This window comes from Rhodoferax sp. RT5P35 (assembly GCF_056521385.1).
The window spans coordinates 112,522-138,926 of sequence record NZ_JBWMAX010000003.1; the positions used below are offsets into that span (position 1 = coordinate 112,522).

The 26,405-nt window shown below is 62.7% G+C and carries 28 protein-coding genes; 7 read left to right on the top strand and 21 right to left on the bottom strand.

What is annotated here, in order from left to right:
* The 5 genes from flhD to AC097L_RS04890 all read right to left on the bottom strand — a co-directional run bounded on the left by flhD (nt 1) and on the right by AC097L_RS04890 (nt 2,814).
* A complete protein-coding gene (flhD, locus tag AC097L_RS04870) occupies nt 1–327 on the bottom strand; it encodes a flagellar transcriptional regulator FlhD (RefSeq protein ID WP_315246203.1) in 327 nt (108 codons plus the stop codon).
* Nucleotides 328–511: 184 nt separating this feature from the next.
* Entirely contained in the window at nt 512–1,546 is a 1,035-nt protein-coding gene (locus AC097L_RS04875) for an NAD(P)H-dependent glycerol-3-phosphate dehydrogenase (protein WP_479585047.1), read from the bottom strand.
* 4 nt (nt 1,547–1,550) lie between these two features.
* A complete protein-coding gene (gene secB / locus AC097L_RS04880) occupies nt 1,551–2,018 on the bottom strand; it encodes a protein-export chaperone SecB (protein ID WP_479585048.1) in 468 nt (155 codons plus the stop codon).
* Between the two features lie 104 nt (nt 2,019–2,122).
* Nucleotides 2,123–2,383 (bottom strand): glutaredoxin 3, encoded by a 261-nt coding sequence (gene grxC / locus AC097L_RS04885; protein ID WP_479585049.1) that lies wholly within the window; start codon nt 2,381–2,383, stop codon nt 2,123–2,125.
* Between the two features lie 20 nt (nt 2,384–2,403).
* Nucleotides 2,404–2,814, bottom strand: a complete 411-nt coding sequence (locus AC097L_RS04890; protein ID WP_479585050.1) for a rhodanese-like domain-containing protein — start codon at nt 2,812–2,814, stop codon at nt 2,404–2,406.
* A gap of 121 nt (nt 2,815–2,935) precedes the next feature.
* On the opposite strand from AC097L_RS04890, the gene gpmA reads away from it, so the two are divergent.
* The 6 genes from gpmA (at nt 2,936) to AC097L_RS04920 (ending at nt 9,620) form a co-directional block, all read left to right on the top strand.
* Nucleotides 2,936–3,682 carry a 2,3-diphosphoglycerate-dependent phosphoglycerate mutase gene (gpmA, locus tag AC097L_RS04895; protein WP_479585051.1) on the top strand — a complete coding sequence of 249 codons (747 nt, stop codon included), beginning with the start codon at nt 2,936–2,938 and terminating at the stop codon, nt 3,680–3,682.
* A 225-nt stretch (nt 3,683–3,907) separates the two neighbouring features.
* Nucleotides 3,908–5,344 carry a S41 family peptidase gene (locus AC097L_RS04900; protein WP_479585052.1) on the top strand — a complete coding sequence of 479 codons (1,437 nt, stop codon included), beginning with the start codon at nt 3,908–3,910 and terminating at the stop codon, nt 5,342–5,344.
* Nucleotides 5,345–5,407: 63 nt separating this feature from the next.
* The gene (locus AC097L_RS04905) at nt 5,408–6,157 is read left to right on the top strand and encodes a HesA/MoeB/ThiF family protein (RefSeq protein WP_479585053.1); all 750 of its coding nucleotides are present in this window, start codon (nt 5,408–5,410) and stop codon (nt 6,155–6,157) included.
* 59 nt (nt 6,158–6,216) lie between these two features.
* Nucleotides 6,217–7,902: a SulP family inorganic anion transporter gene (locus AC097L_RS04910; protein WP_479585054.1), complete on the top strand. Its 1,686-nt coding sequence runs from the start codon at nt 6,217–6,219 to the stop codon at nt 7,900–7,902.
* A gap of 113 nt (nt 7,903–8,015) precedes the next feature.
* Nucleotides 8,016–8,783: a GGDEF domain-containing protein gene (locus AC097L_RS04915; RefSeq protein ID WP_479585055.1), complete on the top strand. Its 768-nt coding sequence runs from the start codon at nt 8,016–8,018 to the stop codon at nt 8,781–8,783.
* A 6-nt stretch (nt 8,784–8,789) separates the two neighbouring features.
* Nucleotides 8,790–9,620 carry a MinD/ParA family protein gene (locus AC097L_RS04920; RefSeq protein ID WP_479585468.1) on the top strand — a complete coding sequence of 277 codons (831 nt, stop codon included), beginning with the start codon at nt 8,790–8,792 and terminating at the stop codon, nt 9,618–9,620.
* Here AC097L_RS04920 and AC097L_RS04925 read toward each other — a convergent pair.
* From AC097L_RS04925 to folE, 6 genes are all read right to left on the bottom strand, one after another.
* Nucleotides 9,617–11,587, bottom strand: a complete 1,971-nt coding sequence (locus AC097L_RS04925; RefSeq protein ID WP_479585056.1) for a sensor domain-containing diguanylate cyclase — start codon at nt 11,585–11,587, stop codon at nt 9,617–9,619. The two genes, AC097L_RS04920 and AC097L_RS04925, sit on opposite strands and share 4 nt — an antisense overlap.
* The gene (locus AC097L_RS04930; protein WP_479585057.1) at nt 11,584–12,378 is read right to left on the bottom strand and encodes a substrate-binding periplasmic protein; all 795 of its coding nucleotides are present in this window, start codon (nt 12,376–12,378) and stop codon (nt 11,584–11,586) included. Before AC097L_RS04930 ends, AC097L_RS04925 begins: the two co-directional genes overlap by 4 nt.
* Before the next feature lie 101 nt (nt 12,379–12,479).
* Nucleotides 12,480–13,352: a DUF429 domain-containing protein gene (locus tag AC097L_RS04935; protein ID WP_479585058.1), complete on the bottom strand. Its 873-nt coding sequence runs from the start codon at nt 13,350–13,352 to the stop codon at nt 12,480–12,482.
* A 2-nt stretch (nt 13,353–13,354) separates the two neighbouring features.
* Entirely contained in the window at nt 13,355–14,236 is an 882-nt protein-coding gene (locus AC097L_RS04940; RefSeq protein ID WP_479585059.1) for an EamA family transporter, read from the bottom strand.
* Nucleotides 14,237–14,299: 63 nt separating this feature from the next.
* Entirely contained in the window at nt 14,300–14,722 is a 423-nt protein-coding gene (locus AC097L_RS04945) for a BLUF domain-containing protein (RefSeq protein ID WP_295953465.1), read from the bottom strand.
* A 4-nt stretch (nt 14,723–14,726) separates the two neighbouring features.
* Nucleotides 14,727–15,467 (bottom strand): GTP cyclohydrolase I, encoded by a 741-nt coding sequence (folE, locus tag AC097L_RS04950; protein ID WP_479585060.1) that lies wholly within the window; start codon nt 15,465–15,467, stop codon nt 14,727–14,729.
* 191 nt (nt 15,468–15,658) lie between these two features.
* Here folE and AC097L_RS04955 point away from each other — a divergent pair, with 191 nt between their 5' ends.
* Complete coding sequence (locus AC097L_RS04955; RefSeq protein WP_479585061.1) at nt 15,659–16,033, top strand: nuclear transport factor 2 family protein; 375 nt, start codon at nt 15,659–15,661, stop codon at nt 16,031–16,033.
* 78 nt (nt 16,034–16,111) lie between these two features.
* On the opposite strand, the gene AC097L_RS04960 is transcribed toward AC097L_RS04955, so the two are convergent.
* The 10 genes from AC097L_RS04960 to AC097L_RS05005 form a co-directional block, all read right to left on the bottom strand.
* The gene (locus AC097L_RS04960; protein WP_479585062.1) at nt 16,112–17,068 is read right to left on the bottom strand and encodes a branched-chain amino acid ABC transporter permease; all 957 of its coding nucleotides are present in this window, start codon (nt 17,066–17,068) and stop codon (nt 16,112–16,114) included.
* Nucleotides 17,068–17,985: a branched-chain amino acid ABC transporter permease gene (locus tag AC097L_RS04965; protein WP_479585063.1), complete on the bottom strand. Its 918-nt coding sequence runs from the start codon at nt 17,983–17,985 to the stop codon at nt 17,068–17,070. Before AC097L_RS04965 ends, AC097L_RS04960 begins: the two co-directional genes overlap by 1 nt.
* Nucleotides 17,985–18,767 (bottom strand): ABC transporter ATP-binding protein, encoded by a 783-nt coding sequence (locus AC097L_RS04970; RefSeq protein WP_479585064.1) that lies wholly within the window; start codon nt 18,765–18,767, stop codon nt 17,985–17,987. Before AC097L_RS04970 ends, AC097L_RS04965 begins: the two co-directional genes overlap by 1 nt.
* Before the next feature lie 61 nt (nt 18,768–18,828).
* Nucleotides 18,829–19,602, bottom strand: coding sequence for an ABC transporter ATP-binding protein (locus tag AC097L_RS04975; protein ID WP_479585065.1), 774 nt, complete (start codon nt 19,600–19,602; stop codon nt 18,829–18,831).
* Nucleotides 19,603–19,784: 182 nt separating this feature from the next.
* A complete protein-coding gene (locus AC097L_RS04980) occupies nt 19,785–21,269 on the bottom strand; it encodes an aldo/keto reductase (protein WP_479585066.1) in 1,485 nt (494 codons plus the stop codon).
* Nucleotides 21,266–22,555: an ABC transporter substrate-binding protein gene (locus tag AC097L_RS04985; protein WP_479585067.1), complete on the bottom strand. Its 1,290-nt coding sequence runs from the start codon at nt 22,553–22,555 to the stop codon at nt 21,266–21,268. Before AC097L_RS04985 ends, AC097L_RS04980 begins: the two co-directional genes overlap by 4 nt.
* 62 nt (nt 22,556–22,617) lie before the next feature.
* The gene (locus tag AC097L_RS04990) at nt 22,618–23,676 is read right to left on the bottom strand and encodes an aldo/keto reductase (RefSeq protein ID WP_479585068.1); all 1,059 of its coding nucleotides are present in this window, start codon (nt 23,674–23,676) and stop codon (nt 22,618–22,620) included.
* Nucleotides 23,673–24,017, bottom strand: coding sequence for a TIGR04076 family protein (locus AC097L_RS04995; RefSeq protein WP_479585069.1), 345 nt, complete (start codon nt 24,015–24,017; stop codon nt 23,673–23,675). Before AC097L_RS04995 ends, AC097L_RS04990 begins: the two co-directional genes overlap by 4 nt.
* 171 nt (nt 24,018–24,188) lie before the next feature.
* On the bottom strand, nt 24,189–25,079 hold the full coding sequence (locus AC097L_RS05000; RefSeq protein WP_479585070.1) for a FadR/GntR family transcriptional regulator: 891 nt from the start codon (nt 25,077–25,079) through the stop codon (nt 24,189–24,191).
* A 64-nt stretch (nt 25,080–25,143) separates the two neighbouring features.
* Nucleotides 25,144–26,364, bottom strand: coding sequence for a urate hydroxylase PuuD (locus AC097L_RS05005; protein ID WP_479585071.1), 1,221 nt, complete (start codon nt 26,362–26,364; stop codon nt 25,144–25,146).
* Nucleotides 26,365–26,405 lie beyond the last annotated feature (41 nt).

The following is a 26,405-nucleotide window of genomic DNA, read 5'->3' on the forward strand; positions in this document are numbered from 1 at the left end:
TTACAAGACTTCGGCCACGCGGCCTGCCATCAGGATATTGGCATGCAAGGTGTTGGTGGCGGGGTTACCCACCTTTTTGATGTCGTGGTTGGTCAGCAGGCTCCAGACCAGGCTGTCTTCCACGCGGAAGTGGCACAGCAGCATGTTGCCCGAGGCCAATTTCAGAATTTGTGCGGCCGACAGGGCACCCAGAATATCGGCGGCTTCTTCGTTGATACCCAGGCGGAACAGGGCTTCGGCCTTGTCCTGGCGGATCAGGCTTTGCGCCAGCATGAGGTACGTCAGATTGGCCTCGCGGATTTCGGCAATGATCTGTTCGGTGTTCATGGTGTGTCCTTTGGTCTGCCCGGTTCAGGCTGCATCGCGCTTATCGCAATGTGCTTTTTCCCGATCCGTTGAAATGGATTGTGAATACCCACCAATCAAAAATTAAGTCGGGAGGCACCCATACCGCAGGTCCGTTTTTTACCGGGCCGTGTAAGAAGTTCCCTTACACAACAGACACAAAACCTTACGCTAGCTCGGGCACCGGGGCCCGCCCCATCAGAGACGCTACCGCGTCAGCCGGGCGGATGCGCCCGTCCAGCAAAGCCACCACGCTGTGGGTAATGGGCATGTCCACACCCAGGCTGTGCGCACGCTGTGCCACGGTGCGGGCGCTGTACACGCCCTCGGCCACATGGCCTAGCGAGGCCACCGCCTGCTCCAAAGTCTGGCCCTGGGCCAGCAACAAACCCACCTGCCGGTTGCGGCTCAAATCGCCGGTGCAGGTCAGTACCAGATCACCCAGGCCCGACAGGCCCATGAAGGTCTCGGCCTTGGCCCCCAGGGCCAGCCCGAGGCGCGTCATCTCCGCCAGGCCCCGGGTGACCAGTGCCGCCCGCGCATTCAGGCCAAGGCCCAGGCCGTCGCACAGGCCGGTGGCAATGGCCAGCACGTTCTTGACCGCGCCGCCCACTTCCACGCCGACCACGTCGTCGCTGGCGTACACCCGCAGCGCCGGGCTGTGGAAGGCCTCGACCAGGGCATCACGCACCTCGGCACGGCTGCTGGCAGCCACCAAGGCCGTGGGCTGGCCACGGGCGACTTCCTGGGCAAAGCTGGGGCCGCTGAGCACGCCGTATCGTGCGGCCTCATTTGCTATGGATTCAGTAGCTACTTGTGCATATACCTCGTGCGCAAGCAGGCCAAAAGGCTTGGAACCAGGAGATTCAAATCCCTTGCACAGCCACGCCACCGGGGCAGCACAGCCCGCAATGTCTTGCAGCATGCGCCGCAAGCCCGACATGGGGGTGCCGATGATGACCAGATCGTGCCCTGCCACCAGCGCGGCCAAGGCCTCGGGTGCCATTGAGCAAACGGTTAAGGCTTCGGGAAAAGGAATGCCGGGCAGGTAGCGCTGGTTGCAGCGCTGGGCCTGCATGGCAGCGGCCTGCCCGGCATCGCGCGCCCACAGCGTGACGCTGTGGCTTGCTTGCGGGTGAAGGCTGGCGCTGATGGCCAGCGCGGTGCCCCAGGCCCCCGCGCCCAGAACCGCGATTTTCATGTTTTTACTGCAGAGTTGCAGTAGGCGCTTCAGCGGCGGCCGCAGCGGCGTTGGCTTGTTGCTGCTCGTACATGGCCTGGAAGTTGATTTCGGCCAGGTGCACCTGCGGGAAACCGGCACGTTGAACGATGTCGGCCACATTGCTGCGCAGGTAAGGGTAGACGATTTGCGGGCAGGCGATGCCGATGATCGGGCCCATCTGCTCTTGCGACATGTTGCGGATTTCAAAAATACCGGCTTGCTTGGCTTCCACCAAAAACACGGTCTTTTCGCCAATCTTGGTCTGCACGGTGGCCGTCACAGCCACTTCAAAAATGCCATCTGCGACCGGGTTGGCATCTACGCCCAGCTGGATTTCCACGGTGGGCTGGGTTGGGTCCAACAGAATGCCAGGGGAATTAGGCTGCTCCAGCGAAGCCTCTTTCAGGTACACACGCTGGATTTGGAAAACGGGATCTTGTTGCTCGGACATGGAATTCTTTCGGTAGACATCAAAACAAAGCCCGTCGAAAAACACCGGCGGGCGAAAAAAGCAAACGGATTATTGCCGATTCAAAAGTCGTTCAAGTCGTGGGTTCAAGCAGCGTTCAGCAAGGGCAGCAAACCGCCCCGCCCGTCCAGCGCCACCAGATCGTCACAGCCCCCCACATGGGTGTCGCCAATGAAGATTTGCGGCACGGTGCGGCGACCGGTGAGTTCCATCATGGCCGCACGGGCCTCGGGGAGCTGGTCTACGCGAATCTCGTCGATCTGGTCGACGCCCTTGCTTTTCAGAATTTGCTTGGCGCGGATGCAGTAGGGGCATACGGCGGTGGTATACATCTTGACGGCTTGCATGGTCGGTATCTGGTGGTGGTTCAGGATTTCTCAAGCGGCAGATTGGCGTCGCTCCAGGCCTTCAAGCCACCGCTGAGCACTTCAGCCTGCTCGTAGCCCAGCTTTTTGGCGGTAGCCAAAGCTTTATTGGCACGCGCGCCAGTGGCGCATACCAAAATCAAAGGCAGCGTTTTGTTTTTGACCGCAGCGGCCAGCTTATCTTCCAACTGGCCAACCGGCAGGTTTTTGGCAGCGGCAATGTGGCCTGCGGCAAACTCATCCGCCTCGCGCACGTCCACCACCACGGCTTTTTCGCGGTTGATGCGCATCACCGCACCGTTGGCCGTCAGGGCACCTGCGCCCGCGCTGTTGGAAATCACAGGCCACAGCAAGCCCGCACCCGCCGCCAGCGCTATCGCAATCAGCATCCAGTTGTCTATGAAAAACTTCACTTTGCACCTTTTATTTGTGGTTTAGCGGGACTACCCCGAACCGGCGATTTTAGAATGGCATGCTGCCCCTTGCGGGAAGCACCGTTTTTGGCCCCTTTCACTTACCGAGACAAGTCGCTGTATGTACAAAATCGTTCTGATCCGCCACGGCGAATCCACCTGGAATCTTGAAAACCGCTTCACCGGCTGGACCGATGTGCCGCTGACCGACACCGGCATTGCCCAGGCGCAAAACGCGGGCCGCCTGCTCAAGGCCGACAACTATGAATTCGACGTGGCCTACACCAGCGTGCTCAAGCGTGCCACCCACACCCTGTGGCACTGCCTGGACCAGATGGACCGTACCTACCTGCCGGTGGTGCACAGCTGGCGCCTGAACGAGCGCCACTACGGCGCGCTGCAAGGCCTGAACAAAGCCGAAACTGCCAAGCAATACGGCGACGACCAGGTGCTGGTCTGGCGTCGCAGCTACGACACGCCGCCACCGGCATTGGAAGCCACCGACCCGCGTTGCGAACGCAGCGACCCGCGCTACGCCAAGCAAACCGCCGACCAGGTGCCGCTGACCGAATGCCTGAAAGACACCGTGGACCGCGTGCTGCCGTTCTGGAACGAAGCTATGGCGCCCGCCATCAAGGCCGGTAAACGCGTCGTGCTGGCCGCCCACGGCAACTCGATCCGCGCGCTGATCAAATACCTGGACAACATCTCCGACGACGACATCGTCGGCCTGAACATCCCCAACGGCATTCCGCTGGTGTACGAGCTGGACGAAAACCTGAAACCCATCCGCCACTACTACCTGGGCGATGCCGAAGCCGCCGCCGCTGCAGCCGCCGCCGTTGCCGCCCAAGGCCAGAAAAAATAGGCATAACTGCGCACAACACCATCCAGCCATAACGGGGCCTATCAAGAACACCGCAGAACTGGCTTTGCCAGGCTGCTGGTGTTGCCCCCTGCAAGCGGGTTGGCGAAAAGCGCTTGCGCTGTAGCCTGGGGGTGTAAGTAATTAAGCCGATTAAAAGGTTTACACGGAACGTATCCATGCAAGTGGATACCAACGTGTATATTGACAGCGAACTGAAAGAAGCTTATGGGCCAAAAACTCAAAATTACCGGTTGGATTGCCGCCGGTGCCATTGCCGGAGCCCTCACCACGGTTTCGCTACAAACCGTGGCCCGTGGGGCCATGGCACCGCTGCCGCTGGAAGAATTGCAACAACTTGCGGCGGTGTTTGGTATGGTCAAAACCGACTACGTGGAGCCGGTAGACGAGAAAAAGCTCATCAGTGACGCGATTGCAGGCATGGTGGCCAGCCTGGATCCACATTCCCAGTACTTCGATAAAAAGTCGTTCAAGGAATTCCGCGAAGGTACCACCGGCCGCTTTGTGGGCGTGGGTATCGAGATCACCCAGGAAGACGGACTGGTCAAGGTGGTATCGCCCATCGAAGGTTCTCCGGCCTTCCGCGCAGGCCTCAAGCCCAACGATCTGATCACCAAGATCGACGACACGGCTGTCAAAGGCCTGCCGCTCAACGATGCGGTGAAAAAGATGCGTGGTGAACCTAACACCAAGGTCAGCCTGACGATTTTCCGCAAGGACGAAAACCGCAGTTTCCCGGTCACCATCACCCGCGAAGAGATCCGCACCCAGTCGGTCCGCGCCAAAGTTATCGAGCCCGGCTACGCCTGGGTCCGCCTGAGCCAGTTCCAGGACCGCACGGTGGAAGACTTTGCCACCAAAATCACCGACATCTACAAGCAAGAACCCAAGCTCAAAGGCTTGGTGCTGGACCTGCGCAACGACCCGGGCGGCCTGCTGGATGCCGCCGTGGCTGTGTCTGCCGCCTTCTTGCCCGAGAACGTGACCGTGGTGTCCACCAATGGCCAGTTGGCCGACAGCAAGTTCACCTACAAGGCATCGCCCGAGTTCTACCAGCGCCGCGGCGCCGATGCCCTGGCCAAGCTGCCCGCCGCCCTGAAAACCGTGCCGCTGATCGTGCTGGTCAATGAAGGCTCGGCCTCGGCCAGCGAGATCGTCGCCGGTGCCCTGCAAGACTACAAACGCGGCACCATCATGGGCAGCCAGACCTTTGGCAAGGGCTCGGTCCAAACCGTGCGTCCGCTCGGCCCCGATACCGGTCTGAAGCTGACCACCGCGCGCTACTACACGCCCAGCGGCAAATCCATCCAGGCCAAGGGCATCGTGCCCGACGTGATGGTCGATGACACCGAAGACGGCAACCCCTTCGGTGCCCTGCGCATGCGCGAAGCCGACCTGGAAAAGCACCTGAATAGCGGCCAGGGCGAAGAGAAAAAAGACGAAGCCCGTGAAAAGGCCCGCGACGAAGCCCGCAAATTGCTGGAAGCCGAAGCCCTGAAACCGGTTGCCGAGCGTAAGCCGCCACCGGAGTTTGGTAGCGAAAAAGACTTTCAGCTGATCCAGGCGATCAACCAGTTCAAGGGTAAGCCGGTCATCGTCAGCAAGACCATGGTCGAGCGCAAAGAAGAGAAAAAAGAACAGTAGTCAGCTCCTGCCGTCCTGCGAAAGCCCCGCCACTGCGGGGCTTTTCATTGCCACAATGCCAAGATGAACGACGACCAACTGCTGCGCTATTCGCGCCACATCCTGCTGGACGACATGGGTATTGAAGGGCAAGAGCGGCTTTTAAATGCCCACGCGTTAGTAATCGGTGCAGGTGGATTAGGCTCGCCGGTGGCGCTGTACCTGGCCACGGCGGGCATTGGCCACATCACCCTGGTAGACCACGATACGGTGGATTTGACCAACCTGCAGCGGCAAATCGCCCACAGCCTGGAGCGCGTCGGCCAGCCCAAGGTGGATTCAGCGCGCACCGCTATGCAGGCCATCAACCCCGAGGTGCAGATCACCGCCGTCCACGCCCGGGCCGATGCCGCGCTGCTGGACACGCTGGTAGCCCAGGCCGACGTGGTGCTGGACTGCTGCGATAACTTCGTCACCCGCCACGCCGTCAACATGGCCTGCGTGCGCCACCGCAAGCCGCTGGTGTCGGGCGCAGCCATCCGCATGGACGGACAGATCAGCGTGTTCGACGCGCGCGATACGGCATCGCCCTGCTACGCCTGTGTGTTCCCGCCCAGCGAGGATTTCGAGGAAACCCGCTGTGCCGTGATGGGCGTGCTGGCGCCGCTGGTCGGCATCATCGGGGCCATGCAAGCGGCGGAGGCCATCAAGCTGCTCAGCGGTGCAGGCACCTCGCTGGCCGGGCGCTTGCAGATGCTGGATGCGCGCAGCATGGCTTGGAACGAAATCCGCATCCCACGCGACCCAGCCTGCAGCGTCTGCGGCCTCCCGTAGACGGCCTGGACATATACTCCTATTTTCATAGCTACCTGTGCAATAGGAATATGCGCTAGATGCCTAAAAACCTTATAAATTTGGTTAACCTCCAGCGATGGTTTCCTTTTCTCAACTGGCCGCGTCCCGACCGCAGCACCATGGTGGGCGAACTCTGGGCCGGGCTGACGGTGGGCATGATGGTGATTCCCCAAGGCGTGGCCTACGCCGCGCTGGCAGGCATGCCGCTGGTCACCGGCATCTACGCCTCGCTGCTGCCCGCGCTGGTGGCGGTGCTGTGGAGCGCGTCCACCCGCCTGTCAGTGGGACCGACCGCGCTGAGCGCCTTGCTGGTGGGCACGGCCATGCTGGGGATGGCCGAGCCCGGTAGCGCGCAATGGGTCACGCTGGCAGTGTGGCTAGCGCTGCTGTCGGGGCTGCTGCAGATCGTGTTGGGGCTGGGGCGCTTTGGCTGGCTGTTGAACCTGGTCAGCGCGCCGGTACTGACCGGCTTTACCCAGGCGGCAGCGGTGCTGATTGTGTTGTCGCAACTGCCTGCCCTAGTGGGGCTCAAAGGGCCGCTGGGCAGCTTGCTGCACCAGCCACAGATCGACTGGCAGGCCACTGCATTCGGGCTGGGTGCGCTTGCCGTGCTGGTGCTGGGCAAGCGCTGGCGGCCCAAGTTTCCGGCGCTGATGGTATTGGTCGTGGCCAGTGCGCTGTTGAGTTCCTGGCTGGGCTTTGCCACAGGTGGCGGCGCGGTGGTGGGTGCCCTGCCCGCCGGTCTGCCTGCGCTGCACCTGCCCGGCCTGATTTCTCTGGGGCAACTGGGCGACCTGGCCCTGCCGGTGCTGGTATTGACGCTAATCAGCTTTCTGGAGACCGCGTCAAGCGCCAAGGTGGACAACCAGCGCGGCGGCACCCGCTGGAACGAAAACCAGGACCTGATCGGCCAGGGCATGGCCAAGGTGGCATCGGGCCTGTGCGGGGCGTTTCCGACCAGCTCGTCGTTCTCGCGCTCGGCCATCAACCTGTACGCCGGTGCCAAGACCGGCTGGGCGACGATTTTCTCTGTGCTGTTGGTCCTGCTGGTGCTGCTGTGGTTGACGCCTGCGCTGTACCACGTGCCGCAGGCGGTATTGGCGGCGGTGGTGGTGGCTGCGGTGGCCAGCCTGGTGCAACCGGCCGAGTTGCGCCGCATCTGGCGCGCCGCCCCGGTGGAGGCACTGACCTGCGCCACCACCTTTGTGCTGACCCTGGCCACCGCACCCAAGCTGTACTGGGGCGTGCTGGCCGGTTTGATGATGGCCTTGTCACACTTTCTGTACCACCGGTTGCACCCGCGCATCATCGAGATCGGCCTGCACCCTGACGGCAGCCTGCGCGACCGCCATCTGTGGAACCTGCCGCCGCTGGCACCGCACCTTTACGCGTTGCGCATGGATGCCGAGCTGGACTTTGCCTCGGCCAGCAGCCTGGAGCGCGCCGTCATGGAGCATTTGGCGCTACACCCTGGAGTGCGCCAGGTCTGTCTGTTTGCCCAGCCCATCAACCGCATTGACGCCACCGGGGTAGAAACCTTTGGCAAGCTGCGCAAAGCCCTGGCGCTGAACCACGTCGTCTTGCACCTCAGTGGAATGAAGCTGCCAGTAGAAAACGTGCTGCGCCGCGCCGGAGAGTTGCCGCACGATGGAGTCCGCCTGCACCGCACCGACCATGACGCGCTGCTGGCCCTGCAGCACGGGCTGGAAGACTTTGCGATCTGACCCGGTGCAAAAGGCAGTTAAATATGCCGATTGGTACCACAGAGCAAGCCACGTTCCGGCCGGGTCCACCACCAGATACTGTTAAACTTTCTGTAACTTTTGGCCAAAGAAACGTGTCCTCATCGACAAATCACCCCACCATTGATCTGCGCGATTTGCGCCTGGAGTCGGCTTGCGCTTTGCTGCAGCAAAACCTGCCTTCGGTGGACACGCAGGATCCCGTCGCCTATATGCAATCCCTGGTAGATGGCTTGTGCGATTTATCGCTCAAAGACCCGCTCACGGGCCTGTCGAACCGCCGCCACTTCAACACCGTTCTAGAGGCCGAGGTAGACCGTGTAGCCCGCTCCGGCGAGGAAGCGTTGTTGCTGATGATCGACATTGACCATTTCAAAAGCGTCAACGATACCCACGGCCATTCAGCGGGCGACGAGGTACTGCGGGTGGTGGCGAAGGCACTGCAAGCCTGCGTGCGCCCCATGGACACGCTGGCGCGCTACGGCGGCGAAGAGTTTGTGGTGGTCCTACCGTCTTGCCAGCCGTCTTTTGGCAACACGGTGGCCGAGCGTATCCGCGTCAGTATTGAAAATACCCGCATCCTGGTGGCACCCGGGGTTGAACTGCAGGTCACCATCAGCATCGGCGGCGCATTTGCGTTGCAGTGGATTCGCTCCACCACCGATCTGTGGACCGACCGTGCTGACCAACAACTGTATTTGGCCAAGACCTCCGGGCGTAACCGCCTGTGTCTGGAGCCGCAACCCGAGAGCCATGTCAGCGCCGAAGAGAAAAACTTGTTGTTTGGTCATTTGTCTGCCGCAGAACCGGCTTGGATTGATATGTCGTCTGGTGCCGCGAATGGCAGCACCGGACAAAGGTAAGCCGTGATGAGCAACATTCTGAATTCCCTCCCCCTCTACTCCACCATCAGTGGTGGTGCCAAGGTTTTGGCCATCACCAGTGGTAAAGGCGGCGTAGGCAAAACCTTTGTCTCTGCCAATTTGGCCGCCGCACTAGCCAAACGGGGTCACCGCGTATTGGTACTGGATGCCGACCTCGGCCTTGCCAACCTGGATGTGGTTTTGAACCTGCACCCCAAGGTCACCCTGCACGACGTGTTTACCGGCAAATCCACTCTGGACGAAGCGATTATCAAGGCGCCTGGCGGATTCTCGGTGCTGTTAGCGGGCTCGGGCATGGTCGAATATTCGCGCCTCACACCCGAGGTGCGAGACGAATTTTTGCAGGTAGTGCGCACCCTGACTCCGCGCTTTGACGTGTTACTGCTGGACACTGGCGCAGGCATTTCGGATGTGGTGCTGTTTGCGGTCTCGATGGCCTCCGAGGTACTGGTGGTAGCCACGCCCGAACCCACCTCGCTGACCGATGCCTACGCCGCCATCAAGGTGCTGGCCACCCAGCAAAAACGCCAGCATGTGCGCATGGTGATCAACCAAACTTCCCGCCCTGGCGATGGCCGCGCCATCACCACCCAGCTGCAGCAAGTGCTGGACCGCTTTGTGACCAACGGCACTGGCCGCTCGATCCGCTTGATCCATGTGGGCGACATTCCGGCCGATAATTCGGTGCGCGAAGCGGTGATGCGCCGCCAATTGTTGATGGTCAACACTCCTGGCTGCCCCGCTGCCTTGGCGGTCTCGGAACTGGCCCGCAAGCTTGACGAAACTGTGATTTCGCCCGCCGAGTCACGTAACTAAATCGCTGCTGCGGTGGGGTCTACGGGCTCCACTGGAGCAAACAGCAGTACCTGGTTACGGCCCTGCTGTTTGGACCGGTACATCGCCATGTCGGCATTCTTAGACAGTTCAATTTCATCCCGGCCGTGGTTGGGGTAAAGGGCCACCCCGGTGCTGGAAGAAATGTGCACCATCTTGCCCACAACCACCTCAAAACTTTGGTTTAACGCATGGCGGATTTTTTCGGCTACAGCGAGTGCATCGGCAGCATCGTGCACGGTGGGCAGCAACACGACAAACTCATCCCCCCCAATGCGGGCCACGGTGTCGGAGGCGCGAACGCTGTCGTGCATGCGCTGTGCCACCGCTTTGAGCAGTACGTCACCCACCGCGTGGCCCAGGGTGTCGTTCACCGGTTTGAAATGGTCCAGATCCACATACAGCAAAGCCAGTCGACCTCGGTTGCGAGTGGCATGGACAATGGCCTGTTTGAGCCGGTCGTCAAACAGCGCGCGGTTGGGCAGGCCGGTCAAGCTGTCGTGCTGTGCCATGTGGGCCATGCGGTCTTCAATGGCTTTGCGGCCCGTGATGTCGCGCACCACGCCCACAAAACAGGCCACTCCCTTGAAGGTAGCGGGCTGCGCCGACAAAATCCCGACGATGGTTTGACCAGTCTTGGTAACCAGCGCCACCTCCAGGTTTTCGCAAAATTGGTGCTCAGCCAGTTCCTTGCGGTAGCGGCGTCGGTCTTCAGCAGACTTCCAGATCGGCAGAGCCCCTATCGAGATGCTGACCACATCGCCTCGCTCGTAGCCGGTCATGGCCGTAAAGCCTCTATTGATGTCCACCACCAGGCCGTCGGCTTGCTGGGTGATCACCATACCGTCGGGGCTGCTGTCAAAGATAAGCTCAAAGTGCTCTTTGGTTTCGCGTAGTTCGGTGGTCATCTGGGTGGCCATGATGACGGTGCGCGTCCGGTCACTCAGCAGCACCCAGGCCAGCAAGGCCAGTACGCAGCTTAAAAACACCCCGTTGCGGGCAATCATCTGCGCTTTGTTGTGGGCCGGTGAATCGGATACATCGGTTTGCTCTGCCATGGCCAGGGTCCAGGTGCGTCCCGCCACCTGCAGGTACTCCAGGGTGTCCGTCGATGCTAGCACCTTAGGCACGAGAGTAGGCGTGGAGTCGAACAGCTGCGACCGGTCACTGAGTTCAATACCATCAAAAATCCGCACCCCGCCTGCTCGGGTGTCCAGACCGGGCAGGCCCGCCATCCACGCATCCATGCGGCACGGTGCCACCACCCATCCCAGCAGGTTGGCCCGCCGTTCTTCCACCGTCGCAGTGGGTGCACCCACATGGTAGACCGGCAAAAACATCACAAAACCGACGTGGGCATCGGCTGCACCCTCCAAGGGTCGCGCAAGTTTGGCGGTAATGGCGCTGGCCCCGGAATCGCGGGCACGCTCCAACGCAGCGCGGTAGTCCGCGTTGGCCATCAGGTCTTGGCCCAGCATGCGTTTGTCGGACTCTACAGAAGACTCTAGCTGCACCAAGGGGGCGTACTGTGAGCGGTGGCCTGGGGGCGTAGTTTCATAAGTCAAATAACCTTGTGAACGCATCGTAGCCTCCAGCTCTTTTATCTGTACGGCATTCAGCAATGGAGACCACCCCAAACCCATCATCCCCGCCATTTCAGCACCAAGCTGGAGGGCATCGACATAGCGGGCAAAAGCCTCACGCCCCACCGGTACACCCGCAGAAAACAGCCCCTGTACGCCCCGCAGCACCTGCTCCTGGGCGCGCATGCGTTGTTCCACTCGGCTGGCAAAGACCTGCACGCGGGCATCCATGCGTGCACGCTGGTCGATCTCTGCGTTGCGGGTTTCAAACTGCCACAACCACCAGGTCGTTCCCAGCGACAGAACCAGCACCAGCAGCGCACCGCCAAGGTGGTGGAGCCAGTTGTCGGGGCGCTCCAGCTTCAAAACACCACCATTTCGCGGGCCAGCGCGGGCGGGAAATACTTTTCAAAGATCCGCAGCACGGTACCGTCGTTGCGCATGGACTGCACCAGTGCCACCCACTTGGTGATCTCAGCCGGAGAGATAGACTTTTTGGAAATGATGAGCCCGTGCGGTACCGGAGGGTCGTTGAACTCGATGATCTGGGTCGTATCCTTGATCCGTTTGGCCTCGACATCGCCAATATCGAAAGGCTCGATCACCATGCCCTGGATGCGCCCCAAAATCAACACTTCGTACAGTGGATCCAGACCTGAGGCGTAGCTGACCCGGCCTGCCTGGGCCAGCTTGTCGAGCATGCGGTTGGCATTGGTGCTGTAACGGAAACTGCGAATGGCCCCCAGCCTCATCGCAGACTGGGCCTCAAAGTCGGACAGTTTTTGCACTTTGGTGCTTTTATTCACCAGCAGGTAGTACTTGTTGGAAAAATACCAGGCAAAGGCGGCATAGGTGTTGCGCTCCTCGGTGGCGATGCCGGACAGGCTGAAGTCCAGCGCACCCGACTCGATCAACTGCCAAATGCGTGCGCGCGGCAACACGCTAGTCTGGATGCTGCAACCGCTGCGTTGGATCAGGGCATCGGCAAAGTCTTTGTCAATGCCCTGATCCAGGTTAGCGGAGTACAACAGACCATGCACATGCAAGCCCAATGTCAGCGGCCTGCTGCAGTCCGGGCGCTCATCTGCGGCCCATACGGCATTGCACAGCAGCAAGCCTAGCAAAAAGCATCCACATCTACAAAAAAAAGAATACATAAATTGTACGCAATATTTAAAACACTGAAATAAACCGTAAGTATTCGTTAACAACTATACAGCGCACTTTTAGGCACCACGTTGGCGGCACGTTGGCGGCATTACACAGTGATGATCCAACCCTCTAATGGGTCGAAATGGCGGGGCAGCCCATAACGCGGCAGGCCTGCTGCATGCTGCTGCCCGGCCCATGCCGCTTGCAGCATGCACAGTACCGCATCCAGTGCATCGCCAGTGGCATCGGCTATCAGCATGGCCCGCTGCGGTGCCGTCAATTGCAAAGGCATGCCTAGCCGTAACGGCCCGTGCGCACCCTGGCCCGCTTCCAGCGCGTGGACCAGATCGGACCGTGCGGCCAGCCGCTGTGGGGTTTGCTTGGCCTTGTCGTCGCTCTTGTAACTGCGCCGACCAGTCCCTTGGGCCTTGGGAGTCCAGCCGTCCAGTACCTCGCGCGCCAACAGACCGGGGTAGGCTTCCAGGGCAACGCGCTGTGGATCACCTGGGTGCAAGCCCGGGAAGTCCACCCCGGCATCCAGCAGCAAAGGCACGCCCGCATGCAGCATGTAGGCCACGGGCGGATTGACCCATTTCATGGACGGACTGGAGCCCGCAAACGCGTCGCAGGCGCGGTGGGCAAATTTACCACCCACCGGCCGGGCATCGCAAAACGCGGCAAACTGGCTGCGGATCTGCGCCCGCTCCAGACTGGCAAAGTGGTGGATGCAGGCAGCCCAATCCAGCGGCCAACCCAGGCTTTCCACCAGTTCACGTGGCAAGCCAAACGGCAGATCGAAGCCACCCACCCAGGGCCGTGGTTCGGCCAATACATCGGCAAATGCCGCCAGTGAGGACAGACGCTCCAGGCGCTGCAAAGCTACGCGCCCTTTGACAACCCGGCCCCACGCCAGCACGATATTTTTGCGGTTGTTGGGGCTGCTGGAGAAATCGCAGCCCAGGAGTTCGGTATCAGCCATTTCTAACCCAGGGCCAGTGCGACCACGCCCAGCGCAATGCAGCCCGCGCCCAGCAGCCGGGTGCCCCGCTGTCCCTCGCCCAGCAAATGCCCGCCCAGCAGTGCCGCAAACAGCATCGACACTTCGCGCGCCGGAGCCACGTGGGACAAAGGTGCGGTTTGCACGGCATACAGCACCAGCACGTAAGAGACGGGGCTCAGGATGCCCACCACTAACGCGTAGCGCCATTGCTGTTGCCACAGCACCCGGGCCGCGGGCAGGTCGCGCAAAACGGTAGGGCCCATCAGGCCTATGCGCAGCACGTTGCTGGCGTAGTCAAACATGAAGGGGGAAATCAGCAGCACTTTCACCGAATAGCCATCGGCCACGGTGTAGCAGGCAATACACAGCCCCGTGAGTGCGCCGTAACGCAGGCCTGCGCGCAACCGGGCTGCATTGACAGGGTCCCGTGGAGCCCTCCACAGGCTGGGACCCCCTGCGATCAAGAATACACCCAGCACCACGCCAATCAGGCCCAGAGCCCCCCAGACGGTGAGGCGTTCACCCAGTAGAAACACCGCCGCCATCGACGAAATCAGCGGCCCCAGTCCGCGCGCCAGCGGGTAGACCACGGTCAGGTCGGCCTTGCGGTAGCCGCGCAGCAGCACCACAAAATACAGGGCGTGCACGCAGGCGCTGAGGGCTAGCATGGCCCACTGGCTTGCAGTCCAGCCGGGTACCTCTTCCAACCCCAGCCAGATGCCGACTGGTGCCCACACCAGCATGGACACCAAACCCGAAAACACGGCAAAGCGTGCATCGCCGCTGGCTTTTTTGGCGGCAATATTCCAGCTGGCGTGAATCAGGCCCGCCAGCAACACCAGACACAGGGCAAAAGGGGACATGCGAAAAGGCAAAAACCCGCAAGTCGGTCAAGGCTTGCGGGTTAAGTGGATCGGTGGGGACGGTTAGACGCGCCCGACGATAGAGGCGGTGGCCATCAACTCTTCCAGCAAGGCCAGCGACACCTTGCCCGACACCGCGTACGGGTCTAGCTCGGGCTTTTCGGCGTACTTCAGCAAAATCGACTGGTTGAGTTTGAGGATGTTGACTTGGCCCATGGTCCATCCACCAAAACGGCGCTCGGAAATTTCTTCAAAATGCAGCAAGGCCACGTCTTTGTGCCGCGCATCGCGCTGGATGTGGCCATACAGCTCATTGACCGGCATGCGCCCGCCTTCGATGGCCTGCAAAAAGATACCGCCGCCGTAGCACAGAATGCCAGTGATGCCGCAGGCCGGGTTGTATTGGCGCGACTGGGCCAGGATCGCCTCGATGGCGCCAGGACTGGTGTCCAGGGCACGGCTGGCGTAGAGCAAACGTACAAGCATGGCGTTAGCCTTTTCTAGGAATGAGGGCCAAAAATTCGCGGCGCAGGTTCGGGTCTTTCAAGAAAGCACCGCGCATTACCGAGTTGATCATCTTGCTGTCCATGTCTTTCACGCCACGCCAGCCCATGCAGTAGTGGCTGGCCTCCATGACGATGGCCAGACCGTCTGGCTGGGTTTTTTCCTGGATCAGGTCGGCCAGTTGCACCACAGCCTCTTCCTGGATCTGCGGGCGGCCCATGATCCATTCGGCCAGGCGCGCGTATTTCGAAAGACCAATCACGTTGGTATGCTCGTTGGGCAAAACGCCGATCCATATCTTGCCAATCACCGGGCACAGGTGGTGAGAGCAGGCGCTGCGTACCGTGATGGGGCCGACGATCATCAGCTCGTTCAGATGCTCGGCGTTGGGGAATTCGGTGATGTTGGGGGGGGCCACATAGCGGCCCTGAAACACCTCCTTGAGGTACATCTTGGCCACGCGGCGGGCGGTGTTGTTGGTGTTGTGGTCGCGGTCGGTGTCGATCACCATGCTGCTAAGCACGCCCTGCATTTTGTCGGTCACTTCGTCGAGCAGCAGCTCCAGTTCACCGGGCTGGATGAACTCGGAAATATTGTCATTGGCGTTAAAACGTTTACGTGCGGACTGCAGCCGTTCACGGATCTTGACAGAGACGGGCGTGCCCTCACCGTCGCGGGCATCGGCCAGCGCAACAGCATTCATAGCATCAGGTGTTTTCATTAACATCCAAGAATGTTAGCAGGGCGGGCACATCGGCTGGACGGAGATGGTGCAAAGACCTTTCACAGGCTTTCAGCAGGCCATCTCCAAAGCGCTTGCAGAGCACGGGATAATCAGCCAATTGCGGCCCTGGTGCCGTTTCGCATTCTGCTGGCCCGGCCTGCTCCGCGCCAACCGCAACCCACTCCAAAAAAGCTATGGACAACCTCAATTTACTGAACACCCGCGAAAACTGGTATGCCGCATTTTTCGCTGGTGACACCGACTTTATGGCCACGGTCCAAGCCGACTCGTTTTGCGTCGTGCATGCCAGCGGCGTGCAATCCAAATGGGAGCAGCTGCACGGTATCTCGCGCGCAGTGCAGGCCGAACTGTGGTTCCCCGAAACCGCCTACAAGCAGGATGCCAGCCTGTCCTTGCAATACCACGGTGAATTTGCTGTGGTTTCAGGCCAAAGCCAGACGTTAATTGACGACGCACCTCACAGCAGCGTGTTTTTCAGCGAGCTGTGGCGCAAAACGCCGGACGATTGGCAACTCATGCACCTGCATTTCACGCCGGTACCCGAGTGACGGCCTCGGGGCGGCGCTAAAGCTTGGCTTTCAGCAGGCAATGCATACGGTCGCCCCCCTCCACGCGCACAGGCGGATTCAAATCTTCGGAGGCTTGGAAACCGTTATCGCCTCGCCCATCAGCCCCCGGGGCCGCATCACCAGCATCAGCGCGATGAGCACGCCGATCAGCACCACCTGCAACGGCGCGGCGCGGGCCTGGTCGGCCTGCGACACCAGACCGCGCAACAGGCCCCCAGCCGCCGTCCAGAAGCCCCACACCAGAAACGCGCCAACGATGGCGCCACGGTTGTTGCCCGAGCCACCGACAATCAGCATGGCCCAGAGTTGGAAGGTGAGGATCGGCAGGAAATCTTCAGGGGCGATGAAGCCGACGAAGTGTGCATAGACCGCGCCGCCCAGGCCCATCAGCATGCTGCCGATCACGAAGCTCTGCAGCCGCACGGCGAAGGCGCGCTTGCCCAGGGATGAGGCCGCGTCCTCGTCTTCGCGGATGGCGCGCAGCACCCGGCCCCAGGGGCTTTGCACCAGCTTCTCCAGCGCGATGTAGACCACGGCCAGCAGCAGCAGCGTCATGCCGAGGTAGGCCAGCGTCCACGGCAGGCCGGTGCCGAGCCAGGCCTGCATCGGCTTGGGGATAAACTGCACGCCGAACGGCCCGCCGGTCAGGCCTTTGGCGTTGTTGGCCACGAGCTGGATGGTGACGGCGATTCCGAAGGTGGTGATAGCCAGATAGTCTTGCCGCAGCCGCAATGCCAGTGCGCCCACCACCAGGCCGACCAGGCCGCTTACCCCCATGGCGGCCAGCATGCCCAGCGCCACCGGCCAGCCCAGGCCACCGATGCGGCCGCCCGTCTCGGGCGTGGTCAGCAGCGCCGAGGTGTAGGCGCCGACGGCCACGAAGCCGGCCACCCCGACGTTGAACAAACCGGTGTAGCCCCACTGCAGGTTGAGCCCGAGCACGATGATGGCATAGGCGCTGGCAAACACCAGGAAGAAGCTGCCGTAGGACAGCCAGCCGGAAAAATCTCCCATTACCGTTTCTCCCCGAACAGCCCGTTGGGCCGCACCATCAGGATGGCGATCAGCACCGCGAAAGCTGCCGCCGCGCGGTATTCGGCGCCGACCAGGCCGACCGAGGCGCTCTCGGCCAGGCCGACGATCAGCCCGCCCAGCACCGCGCCCCAGATCGAGCCGATGCCGCCGAGGATCACCGCCGCGAACAACGGCAGCAGCAGCTCCACGCCCATGGTGGGGCGCAGCTGCACCGTGATGCCGGCAAACACCCCGGCCACCGCCGCCAGCACGCCGCCGATGAGCCAGGTGGCGCGCAGCACGCGTTCGGGGTCGATGCCGGTAACCCTCGCCAGGCCGGAGTTGATGGCGGTGGCGCGCATCGAGCGGCCCAGCGTGCTGCGGCTCAGAAACAGGTGCAGCCCGGTCACGGTCAGCAATGTGAGCGTGAGCACGAAGATTTGGTCGGGTGTGACGCGCAGGCCACCCCAGACGCTGCGCGGCACGAGCGGAATCGCGATCTGCAGGTTTTGCGTGTAGTACTGCGGCACGCCGCCCTGCCAGAACAGCAGCAGGTTGCGCAGCGCCAGCGCCGCGCCGAAGCTGGCGATCACCAGCGTGATTGCACCCTGCTTGCGCAGCCGCTTGAACAGCAGCGTGTCGAGCCCGAGCGCCAAAAGCGCGGTGAGCCCGGCCGAGACGAGAAGCGAAATCAAGAGGCCCCAGCCGAACGAGAACGGCCCGATCGGCGCGGCCAGGCCTGCGCTCAGCGTGGTGAGGCCGGTGGAAGCCATCAGCGCCAGGTAGGCACCCCACCCGAGCAGCTCGCCGTGGCTGAAGTTGGAGAAGCGCACGATGGACAGCGTCATGCTCAGGCCGATGGCGCCCAGGGAAATGACGGAGCCGATGATCAGCCCGTCCGCGATGATCTGCAGCATTAGGTGGTTTCCTTCGGCGCGGGGTGGCTGGTTTGTGAACCGCCTTGTCGGCCGGTATGCCGACCCAGATAGAGTTCGGCGATGCGTGCGTCGCCCAACAGCTCGGCCGAGGTGGCGACGATGCGCTCCTGGCCTTCGACCAGCACCGCAGCGCGGTCGGCCAGGGCCAGCGCAGCCTTCACGTTCTGCTCCACCAACAGCACGGTGACACCGCTGTCGCGCACCTCGCGCAGCTTGGTGAACACCTGGTCCACCAGCTTGGGGCTCAGGCCGGCGGAGGGCTCGTCCAGGATCAGCAGGCTGGGCCGGGCGATCAGCGCGCGCGCCACCGCCAACATCTGCCGCTGCCCACCCGAGAGTTGCCCGGCAGGCAGCTTGCGTTGGCGGTGCAGGTCGGGAAACATGGCGTAGGCCGGGTCCAGCCGTTCGCGCCGGTCGGCCTTCATCACCGCAGCGGCCAGCTCCAGGTTCTCGGCCACGCTCAGGTTGGTGAACACGTTCTCGGTCTGCGGCACGAAGGCCAGGCCGTTAAACACCATCTGATGCGCCGGCGTCTTGGTGATGTCGCGGCCGGCCAGCAGGTTGCGCCCGCCGCTGATCGGCACCAGCCCGGCCACCGCCTTCACCAGCGACGATTTGCCCGCGCCGTTCGGCCCGAGGATCGCGAAGATCTCGTTCGTTTGCACCGTGAGCGAGGCGCCGCGCACGATCAGCAGACCGGGTTCGTAGCCGGCCTGCAGGGCTTCGATCTGCAATGCGGGGGTGGTGCTGTCTGGGCTCATTGAGATACCTTCGTGCTTCGCACTGCGGTGCGAGCTTGCTTGGGGCGGCCCGGCGCGGCGCTCATGCCGCGGTCCCCAGGTAGGCTTCGACCACGCGCGGGTCGTTGAGCACGGTGGCAGCATGGCCGGAGGTGAGCAGTTCACCCTGCGCCATCACCATCACCGGATCGCACAGCGTGGCCACCAGGTCCATGTTGTGCTCGATGATGAAGAAGGTGGCACCCTGCTTGTTCAGCGCGGCCACCTTGTCGACGATCTGGTCGAGCAGGGCCGGGTTCACGCCGGCACCCGGCTCGTCCAGCAGGATGAGTTTCGGCTTGGACACCATCACCCGCGCCAGCTCCAGCAGCTTGCGCTGGCCGCCCGAGAGGATGTGCGCCGGCTGGTCTTCCAGCCGGGCCAAGCCCACGAAGTCGAGCCAGTGGCGGGCCGCAGCGCGGGTTTCGCGCTCCTGCGCCGCCACCTTGGCGGGTTGCAGCCAGTTGGCCCAAAAGCGTTCGCCGAGCTGGCCGGTGGGTGCCACCATCACGTTGTCGAGAACCGTCATCTCGGGAAACGGGCGCGGTATCTGGAAGGTGCGCGCCAGCCCCGCCTGGAACACGTCGCAGGCGGGCCGACCACCGATGGCCACACCGTCGAGTGTCACCTGGCCGGAAGCCGGCAACATGTAGCCGGCAAGGCAGTTGAACAGCGTGGTCTTGCCAGCACCGTTCGGGCCGATCAGCCCGCCGATGCTGCCAGCCTTGAGGTGAAACGACAGCTTGTTCACCGCCTGGTGACCGCCGAAGTTCTTGCAGAGCTGGTCGACAACCAGGAGATCGTTAGCGTTCGCCATGTCAGTTTCCCATTGCACTGTGCGCCTTCTGCGAGGCATGCAAAGAACCAACATACCGGTGGCAGTGGAGCAGGCCATTCGGGAACATCCGCGGAACCGGCTCCTCCGGGCCGCAGGATGTGCCCCCTGCAAGGGGGTTGGCGAAGCGACACGCAGTGCGCGAAGACTGGGGGTGTTCCATGCTAGACCGAATCGGTGATGGCTTCGGCTTCGATCTCGACGCGGTAACCGTCGCCGATCAGCGCAGCCACGGCCAGCATAGTGTTGGCCGGGCGTATGCCACCGAAGTACTGGCCGTGGACCTGGCTCACGGCCTCCCAGTCGCTGGCATCGGTGAGGTAGATGCGGGTGCGCACCACGTCCTGCAGCCGCCCGCCCAGGGCCTTGATGCTGGCCTCGATCTTGTCGAGGATGTAGGTGGCCTGCACCGCGGCGTCGCCACGGCCCACGAGCTGGCCGCTGCCATGGGTGGCGGTGGTGCCCGAAACGAGGATGCGGTCGCCCACGCGCACGGCGCGGGCATAGCCGGCCAGCGGCTCCCAGACGCTGCCGCTGTCGATGGTCCAGCGGTTCACATGGCCAGGCACGCGCTGGCGCGGCCACAGCGGCGTGAGCGCTTCGAGGTGGTGGCTCAGGTCGCCCGAGGCGGTGAGGAAGGGCGGGCGGCGGTATTCGTCGCCGCAGTCGCCGGGCAGGCGCCGCGTGGCGGCGAAGGCCGCGCTCAGCATCACGTGGTCATCTTCGTCGAGCGCGAAGTCGAACAGCTTCAGATTGTCGGCCCGGTGCTCGCGCTCGCCCAGGCGCGCACCCAGGATTACCGCTGCCACCGCAGGCTGCTCCAGCACCCAGCGCGTGGCCACGTTGGAGATCGACACGCCGTGCTTCTGGCCGATGGCCTGCGCGGCCCGCAGCACCGCCTGCAGCGCGGCCCAGCCGCCCACGGCGTCAATGAAGCGGCGGTACTTCATCTTGCTCCAGTCGTTGACCTCTAGCGGCTCTGCGGCACCGAGCCACTTCTCGCTGAGGAAGCCACCGCCAAGCACGCCGTAGGTCAGCAGTTTCACCCCGCGCGCCAGGCACAGGCTGGCCATCGCCTCGGTGCCGCGCCGGTCGAGCAGGGACATGCAGACCTGGTTGCTGGCAATCGGAATACCCTCGCACAGCAGCACCCGCAGGTGTGCGCTGTCGAAATTGGCCAGGCCGAGGTGGGAGATCAGGCCTTCCTGGCGCAGCCGGGCGAGTTCAACCATCGCGTCGATGTAGCGCGGGTCGTCGAAGGTCCACCAGTGGAACTGCAGCAGGTCGATGCACGGCACCTGCAGCCGGTCGATGGCGCGCAGCACGCCTTCGCGCACCACGTCCGCCGTCATCGGGCCCGGGGGCGGGCACCACTTGGTGAAGGCGCGCACGGCGGGCCGGTCGCTTGATGCCAGCAAAGTGCCGGTGATGACCTCGGCCGAACCGTAGTGGTCGGCCATGTCGAAGGTATCGAAGCCGGCGCGCACGTAGTCGGCCATGGCCTGCGCACCACGCTGTGGATCGAGCAGCGTGCCGCCGCGCTCCATGTCGGCCACCTGCCACAGGCCGGTGACGATGCGGGATATTTCGAGACCGGGCGCGAGCAGACTGCGCTCGGGCTTTATGGTGGACAAAGACGGCACGCTCATTTCGGCAGCTTGGCTTGCACGGCCTGCACGTCCTCTGCGGACATCTGGCCCACGGTGGTGACTTCGCCATTGGCGATCTTCCAGGTGCGGAACGGACCGGCGATGTCGCCGTTTTTGTCAAACTCCACCGGGCCGATCACGCCGACGTAGCGCACCGGCTTCTTCTCGCGGATGAGCTGCATGGCCCGGGCAAAACCTGCAGGGCCGGCATAAACCACTTCACCGCCGGGCGCGGTGACCTTGCGTACCGCATCGCGGATGGCCGCCGCCTCGAACTTGCCGGCCTGCGCGATGGCCAGGCCGAGGATGGCACCAGCGTCGAAGGCGCGATCGGCGGCGGGCGCGCCCGCATCGAAGCCGCCACTCATCGCAGGGTAGGCGCTGGCAAAGAAGGTGGTGGACGGCGTGGAGGTCGAGCCCGACGAGGTACCGTAGGCATTGGCCAGGAACTGCGGGCCTACGCCCTTGATGAAGTCGGCCGCGTTCATGCCGTCGTTGAGCAGAAACTTCTGCGGTCCGCCCTGTTGGATCCAGGTGCGCACGATGGTGGTGCCGTCGCCGGGGTAGCCAATGAAGTACAGCGCTGGCGGGTCGGTCTTCAGCGCCTTGGTGACTTCAGCGTTGTACGAAGACTGCTCAGGGTTGTAGGGCGTCACGTCGATGATCTTGCCGCCCAGCGCTTCATAGGCGCGGCGGAATTCGGACACCATGTTCACGCCGAAATCGTTGTTGACGTGGATGATGGTCAGCGACTTCATACCCTGGTCGAGCGCGTATTTGGCGGCGGCCGTGCCCTGTAGCGCATCGCTGGTGATGGTGCGGAAAAACCAGCCGCCAGTCTTGCCCTCGGCGGCTAGCTTGGTGAGCGATGGCGACGACGACGCAGGCGATATCTGCACCACACCGGCCGGCCCGGTGACCGAAGTCACGATCGGGATGCTCACCGAGCTGATGATGCCGCCGATGATGGCTGGCACTTTTTTCAGGTCGACCAGCTGGCGCGCCTGGTCCACGCCCACCGAGCCCTGGCTCTGCGCGTCGCGCACATCGAAGCCAAGCTTGCAACCGGCAATGCCTTGCGCGCCCGCCGCCTTGTTGAGTTCAGCGAAGGCGAGTTCGACCGACTTGCTCGCCGCCTGGCCGTAGCGCCCGGCGGCACCGGTCAACGAGACGACCATGCCCACGGTGTGGGTGCACGAGGGCGACTGCGCTGACGCGGTAGTGGCGGTGGCAGCGGTGAGAGCGGCGACAAGCGCCAGGGCGATAGTGGACTGGGGAAAGCGCATGGTGAAGGACTCCAGTGGTGGGCAGGTGGCGAAAAAAGAAGAAGGGAATCAGGTCTTGCGAATCAGGTTTTATTCAGGTCGTACTTCATGATCCGGCCGTGCGGGCCGGTCTTGTCGCGCTCCAGGCTGTAGGTGTCGCCGGCCGGGCCGGGGCAGGCCGCTAGGATGGGATCGAGGAGCGCGTGGTCGGCCGCGTCCAGGCGCAGGCGGAAGACTTCGAGCGTGCCTGCGATGCGGTTGCCGTAGCGCGCACCGACGATGGCCGCGGCCACAGCCGGTTGGTCGAGCACCCAGCGGATCGCCACGGTGGACAGCTGCACGCCGTGCCGGTCGGCGATGGACTTCAGCGCGCGCAGCAGGCTCTGGAACGCGGCCCAGCCGCCGAACTCTTCGATGATGAGCTTGTACTTCACCAATGACCGGTTCGACTGCGCCTCCACTGGCTCAGCCTGGCCCAGCCAGCGCTCGGTGAGGAAGCCACCGGCCAGCGTGCCGTAGCACAGCAGCTGCAGGCCGCGCTGCGCGCCCAGCGGCGCCAGCAGGGCCGCAGGGCGGCGGTCGAGCAGCGAATACTGCACCTGCATGCTGACCAGCGTCACACCGGCATCGATCAGCGCTGCGGTGCTCGGCGTGTCGAAGTTGGTGCCGCCGAGGTGGGCGATCAGGCCTTCCTTTTGCAACGCGGCGAGCGCCTGCGCCGCTTCCACACAACCCGGCACTTTGTAGTCCCACCAGTGGAACTGCACCAGGTCGAGGCGCTCGGCGTTCAGCCGCTTGAGCGAGCGCTCGACGATGCGGCGCACATAGGCGGCGTCCACGTTCGCCAGGTCCCCATAGTCGGGCACGAACTTGGTGTGCACCTGCAAACGGGGTAGACCAAGCGCTGCGCGCCGCGCGTTGAATTCGCCGTACATGGCTTCGACACCGGTGTAGATGTCGGCACCGTCGACTGTGTTGAGGCCGGTATCAACGAAGGCCGCCATGTCGGCCAGCGCGCGTTCGCGGTCGACCTCGCCGTGGTCGCCGGCAAGCTGCCAGCCGCCGCGCACGATGCGCGGGATCCGGTAGCCGGGTGCGAGCTCAAGGGTTTCGACGGGGGGCATGGGGGAGATGTCGGTCATGTTGCGGAAGTCAACGGCACAGCGGTGGTGTCGGCATGCCGGAACACCCGCTTGCCGAGCCGGGTGATGCGAAAGCGCGTGGGGCAGTGCGGATCGGGGCAGGCGACTTCGGCGTCGGTGCCCATCCAGTCGCTGGGGTGTGTGGCGCGCTGCTTGGCTGGCAGCAGCGGCAGCAGCGCCGCCAGCGAATACATCGAAAAGCCCTGGCCCGGCGGGAAGTGCAGCACCTCGCCGCGCACCTCAAACCAGTCGCCGGGTTTCGCGTTGCATTGGATCTTGCGGTCGTCGGCCACCACGACCTCGACCCGCAGGTCATACAACTCAAATTCGTCGGCTTCCATGGCGCACATTCTGGGGCTCGCTTTGGCAAAAAATTGCAATTCGGTATATTTTTATACCCTTGTTAAACGCAATTATTGAGCTGCGCATTTGCGCTGTCAAGGAAACTTCGAATGGGCCAAAACAGGGCAGACTCGCCCTGGGTAGTCGCACCAAGTCGGCGCTCCCATGCATCAAATACGGGCGGTTTTTTCCTGCTGCACGGGCTTGTCGAGCGCACACGAAGCGCCGCCTTGCACGCCATTTTTTACGCCATTTTTTACGCCGTTTTGCACGTCTTTTTCAAGGTCGAGTTTGCGGCGGCGCGGTGCCTTGCCGCTGACCCGTTGCCAGGCTGTCTCGAGCACCTCGATGCGCTCGGCCGTAGCCCGGTCAATCTGCACCGGGTCGCCGCTTTCGATGGCCGCAAGCGAGTTCTCCAGGGTGCGGGTGGACATGGAAATATCGGGCAGCGCGCGCACCGCCAGCATGCGCACCAGTTCCATGCGCCGCATCATCACCTCCATCATCTGCACGATGATACTGTTCTGCGTGGCCCGCGCCACGGCGATGTTGAAGCGCGTGCTGGCCACTGTCATGCGCTGCACCACCGCGTCCGCTGCAAGGGCTTTGCGCGGCATGTCACTGGTTTTCTGGCTCAGCTCGACGGCACCGCGCATGCGCTCGAAGTCGGCCTCGGTGGCGTAGAGCGCCGCCATGCGCGCCACGTGCGGCTCAAACAGCCTGCGGGCCTCCATGGCGCTGTCGATGTCTTCGATCTGCGGCTCGGGCAGCGGTAAGCCGCTCAGGCCCGGCGGCACCGTTTCACTGATCACGAAGAGGCCGCCCGCAGAGCCGGTCACCACCTGGACGATGCCGGCCTGCACCAGTAGTTTGATGGCCTCTCTGAGCGTGGGACGGCTCACGCCGAGCTGCTCGGAAAGCCTTTGTTCAGATGGCAATCTTTCGCCAATGCGCACGTCCCCGGCGCGGATTGCCTCGGTAATGCGGTAGGCCACGGTCTCGCAGGGCCGCACCAGTTGCACAGGCTGGAAGACGAAATGGGTGGGTTCGATGCGGGCCACGGGTTCTCCTATCCCACCCATCCTAATGCACGCCAATACCTGAACACAGCGGTTTGTACGGCAATCATTCCACCGGTGCACCGCCCTCAAACCACTGCCCGATCAGCGCGCGCTCGGCATCGGTGATACCGGTAGCGTTGTTCATCGGCATGATTTTGGTGACCACGGCCTGCTGGTAGACCATCTGCGCGTGCAGCTTCAGGTTGGCGGGCGAGTCCAGTCGCACATTCTTCATTTGCACTTGCGGGCCGTGGCATGTATAGCAGCGCTGGGCAATGACTGCCTGCACTTTTTCATAAGAAATAGTAGGTCTAGAGCTTACACCGCCTGCACTATATGCTACAGAAGTAGGAGCAGGCAGAGGTTTCATCCAGACAATCACGCCCGCGATCACCGCCAGGCCCACCAGCGCGTAGCCGATGGGATGCCGGTTGCGGCCCAGCAGGTAGCCGTGGCGCAATACAAAAAACTGCCGAATTGCCGCGCCCGCCAGCATCATCAGCACCAGCACCAGCCAGTTCTGCGGGTGCGTATAGGTAAAGCTGTAGTGGTTGCTCAGCATGGCAAACAGCACCGGCAACGTGAAATAGGTGTTGTGCACGCTGCGCTGCTTGCCGCGCTGGCCGTGGATGGGGTCGATCGGCTGGCCTGCCTTGATGGCCGCCACCACGGTGCGCTGGCCCGGGATGATCCAGAAGAACACGTTGGCGCTCATGGTGGTGGCGATCATCGCGCCCACCAGCAAAAAGGCCGCGCGCCCGGCAAACCAGTGGCAGGCCAGCCACGCCGCCGCGCACACCAGCACCGCCACCAGCGCACCCACGATGGCATCGCCGCCCTTGCGCTTACCAAAAATCTGGCAGATGCAGTCGTAGGCCATCCAGAACACGACCAGAAACGCCAACGCCACGCTCACCGCTGCGCCGCTGGACCAGTTCATCAGCGACTTGTCGACCAGGTAGGTGCTGGCGTTCCACAGGTAGGTGACGGTGAACAGCGAAAACCCGGTCAGCCAGGTGGAGTAGCTTTCCCAGTAAAACCAGTGCAGGTGCTTGGGTAACTGCGGCGGCGCACCGGCAAACTTGACCGGGTGGTAGAAGCCCCCGCCGTGTACGGCCCACAGCTCGCCACTCACGCCCTGCTTTTTGAGATCCTCATCGACCGGCGGAGTCAGGCTGCTGTCCAAAAAGACAAAGTAAAACGACGAACCAACCCAGGCGATGGCGGTAATGACGTGGACCCAGCGCAGCAGCAGGTTGGCCCAGTCGAGGTAATAGCTTTCCATGTGTCACTCACCTTTGACGGCCAGGACTGGACGCAAGCCCC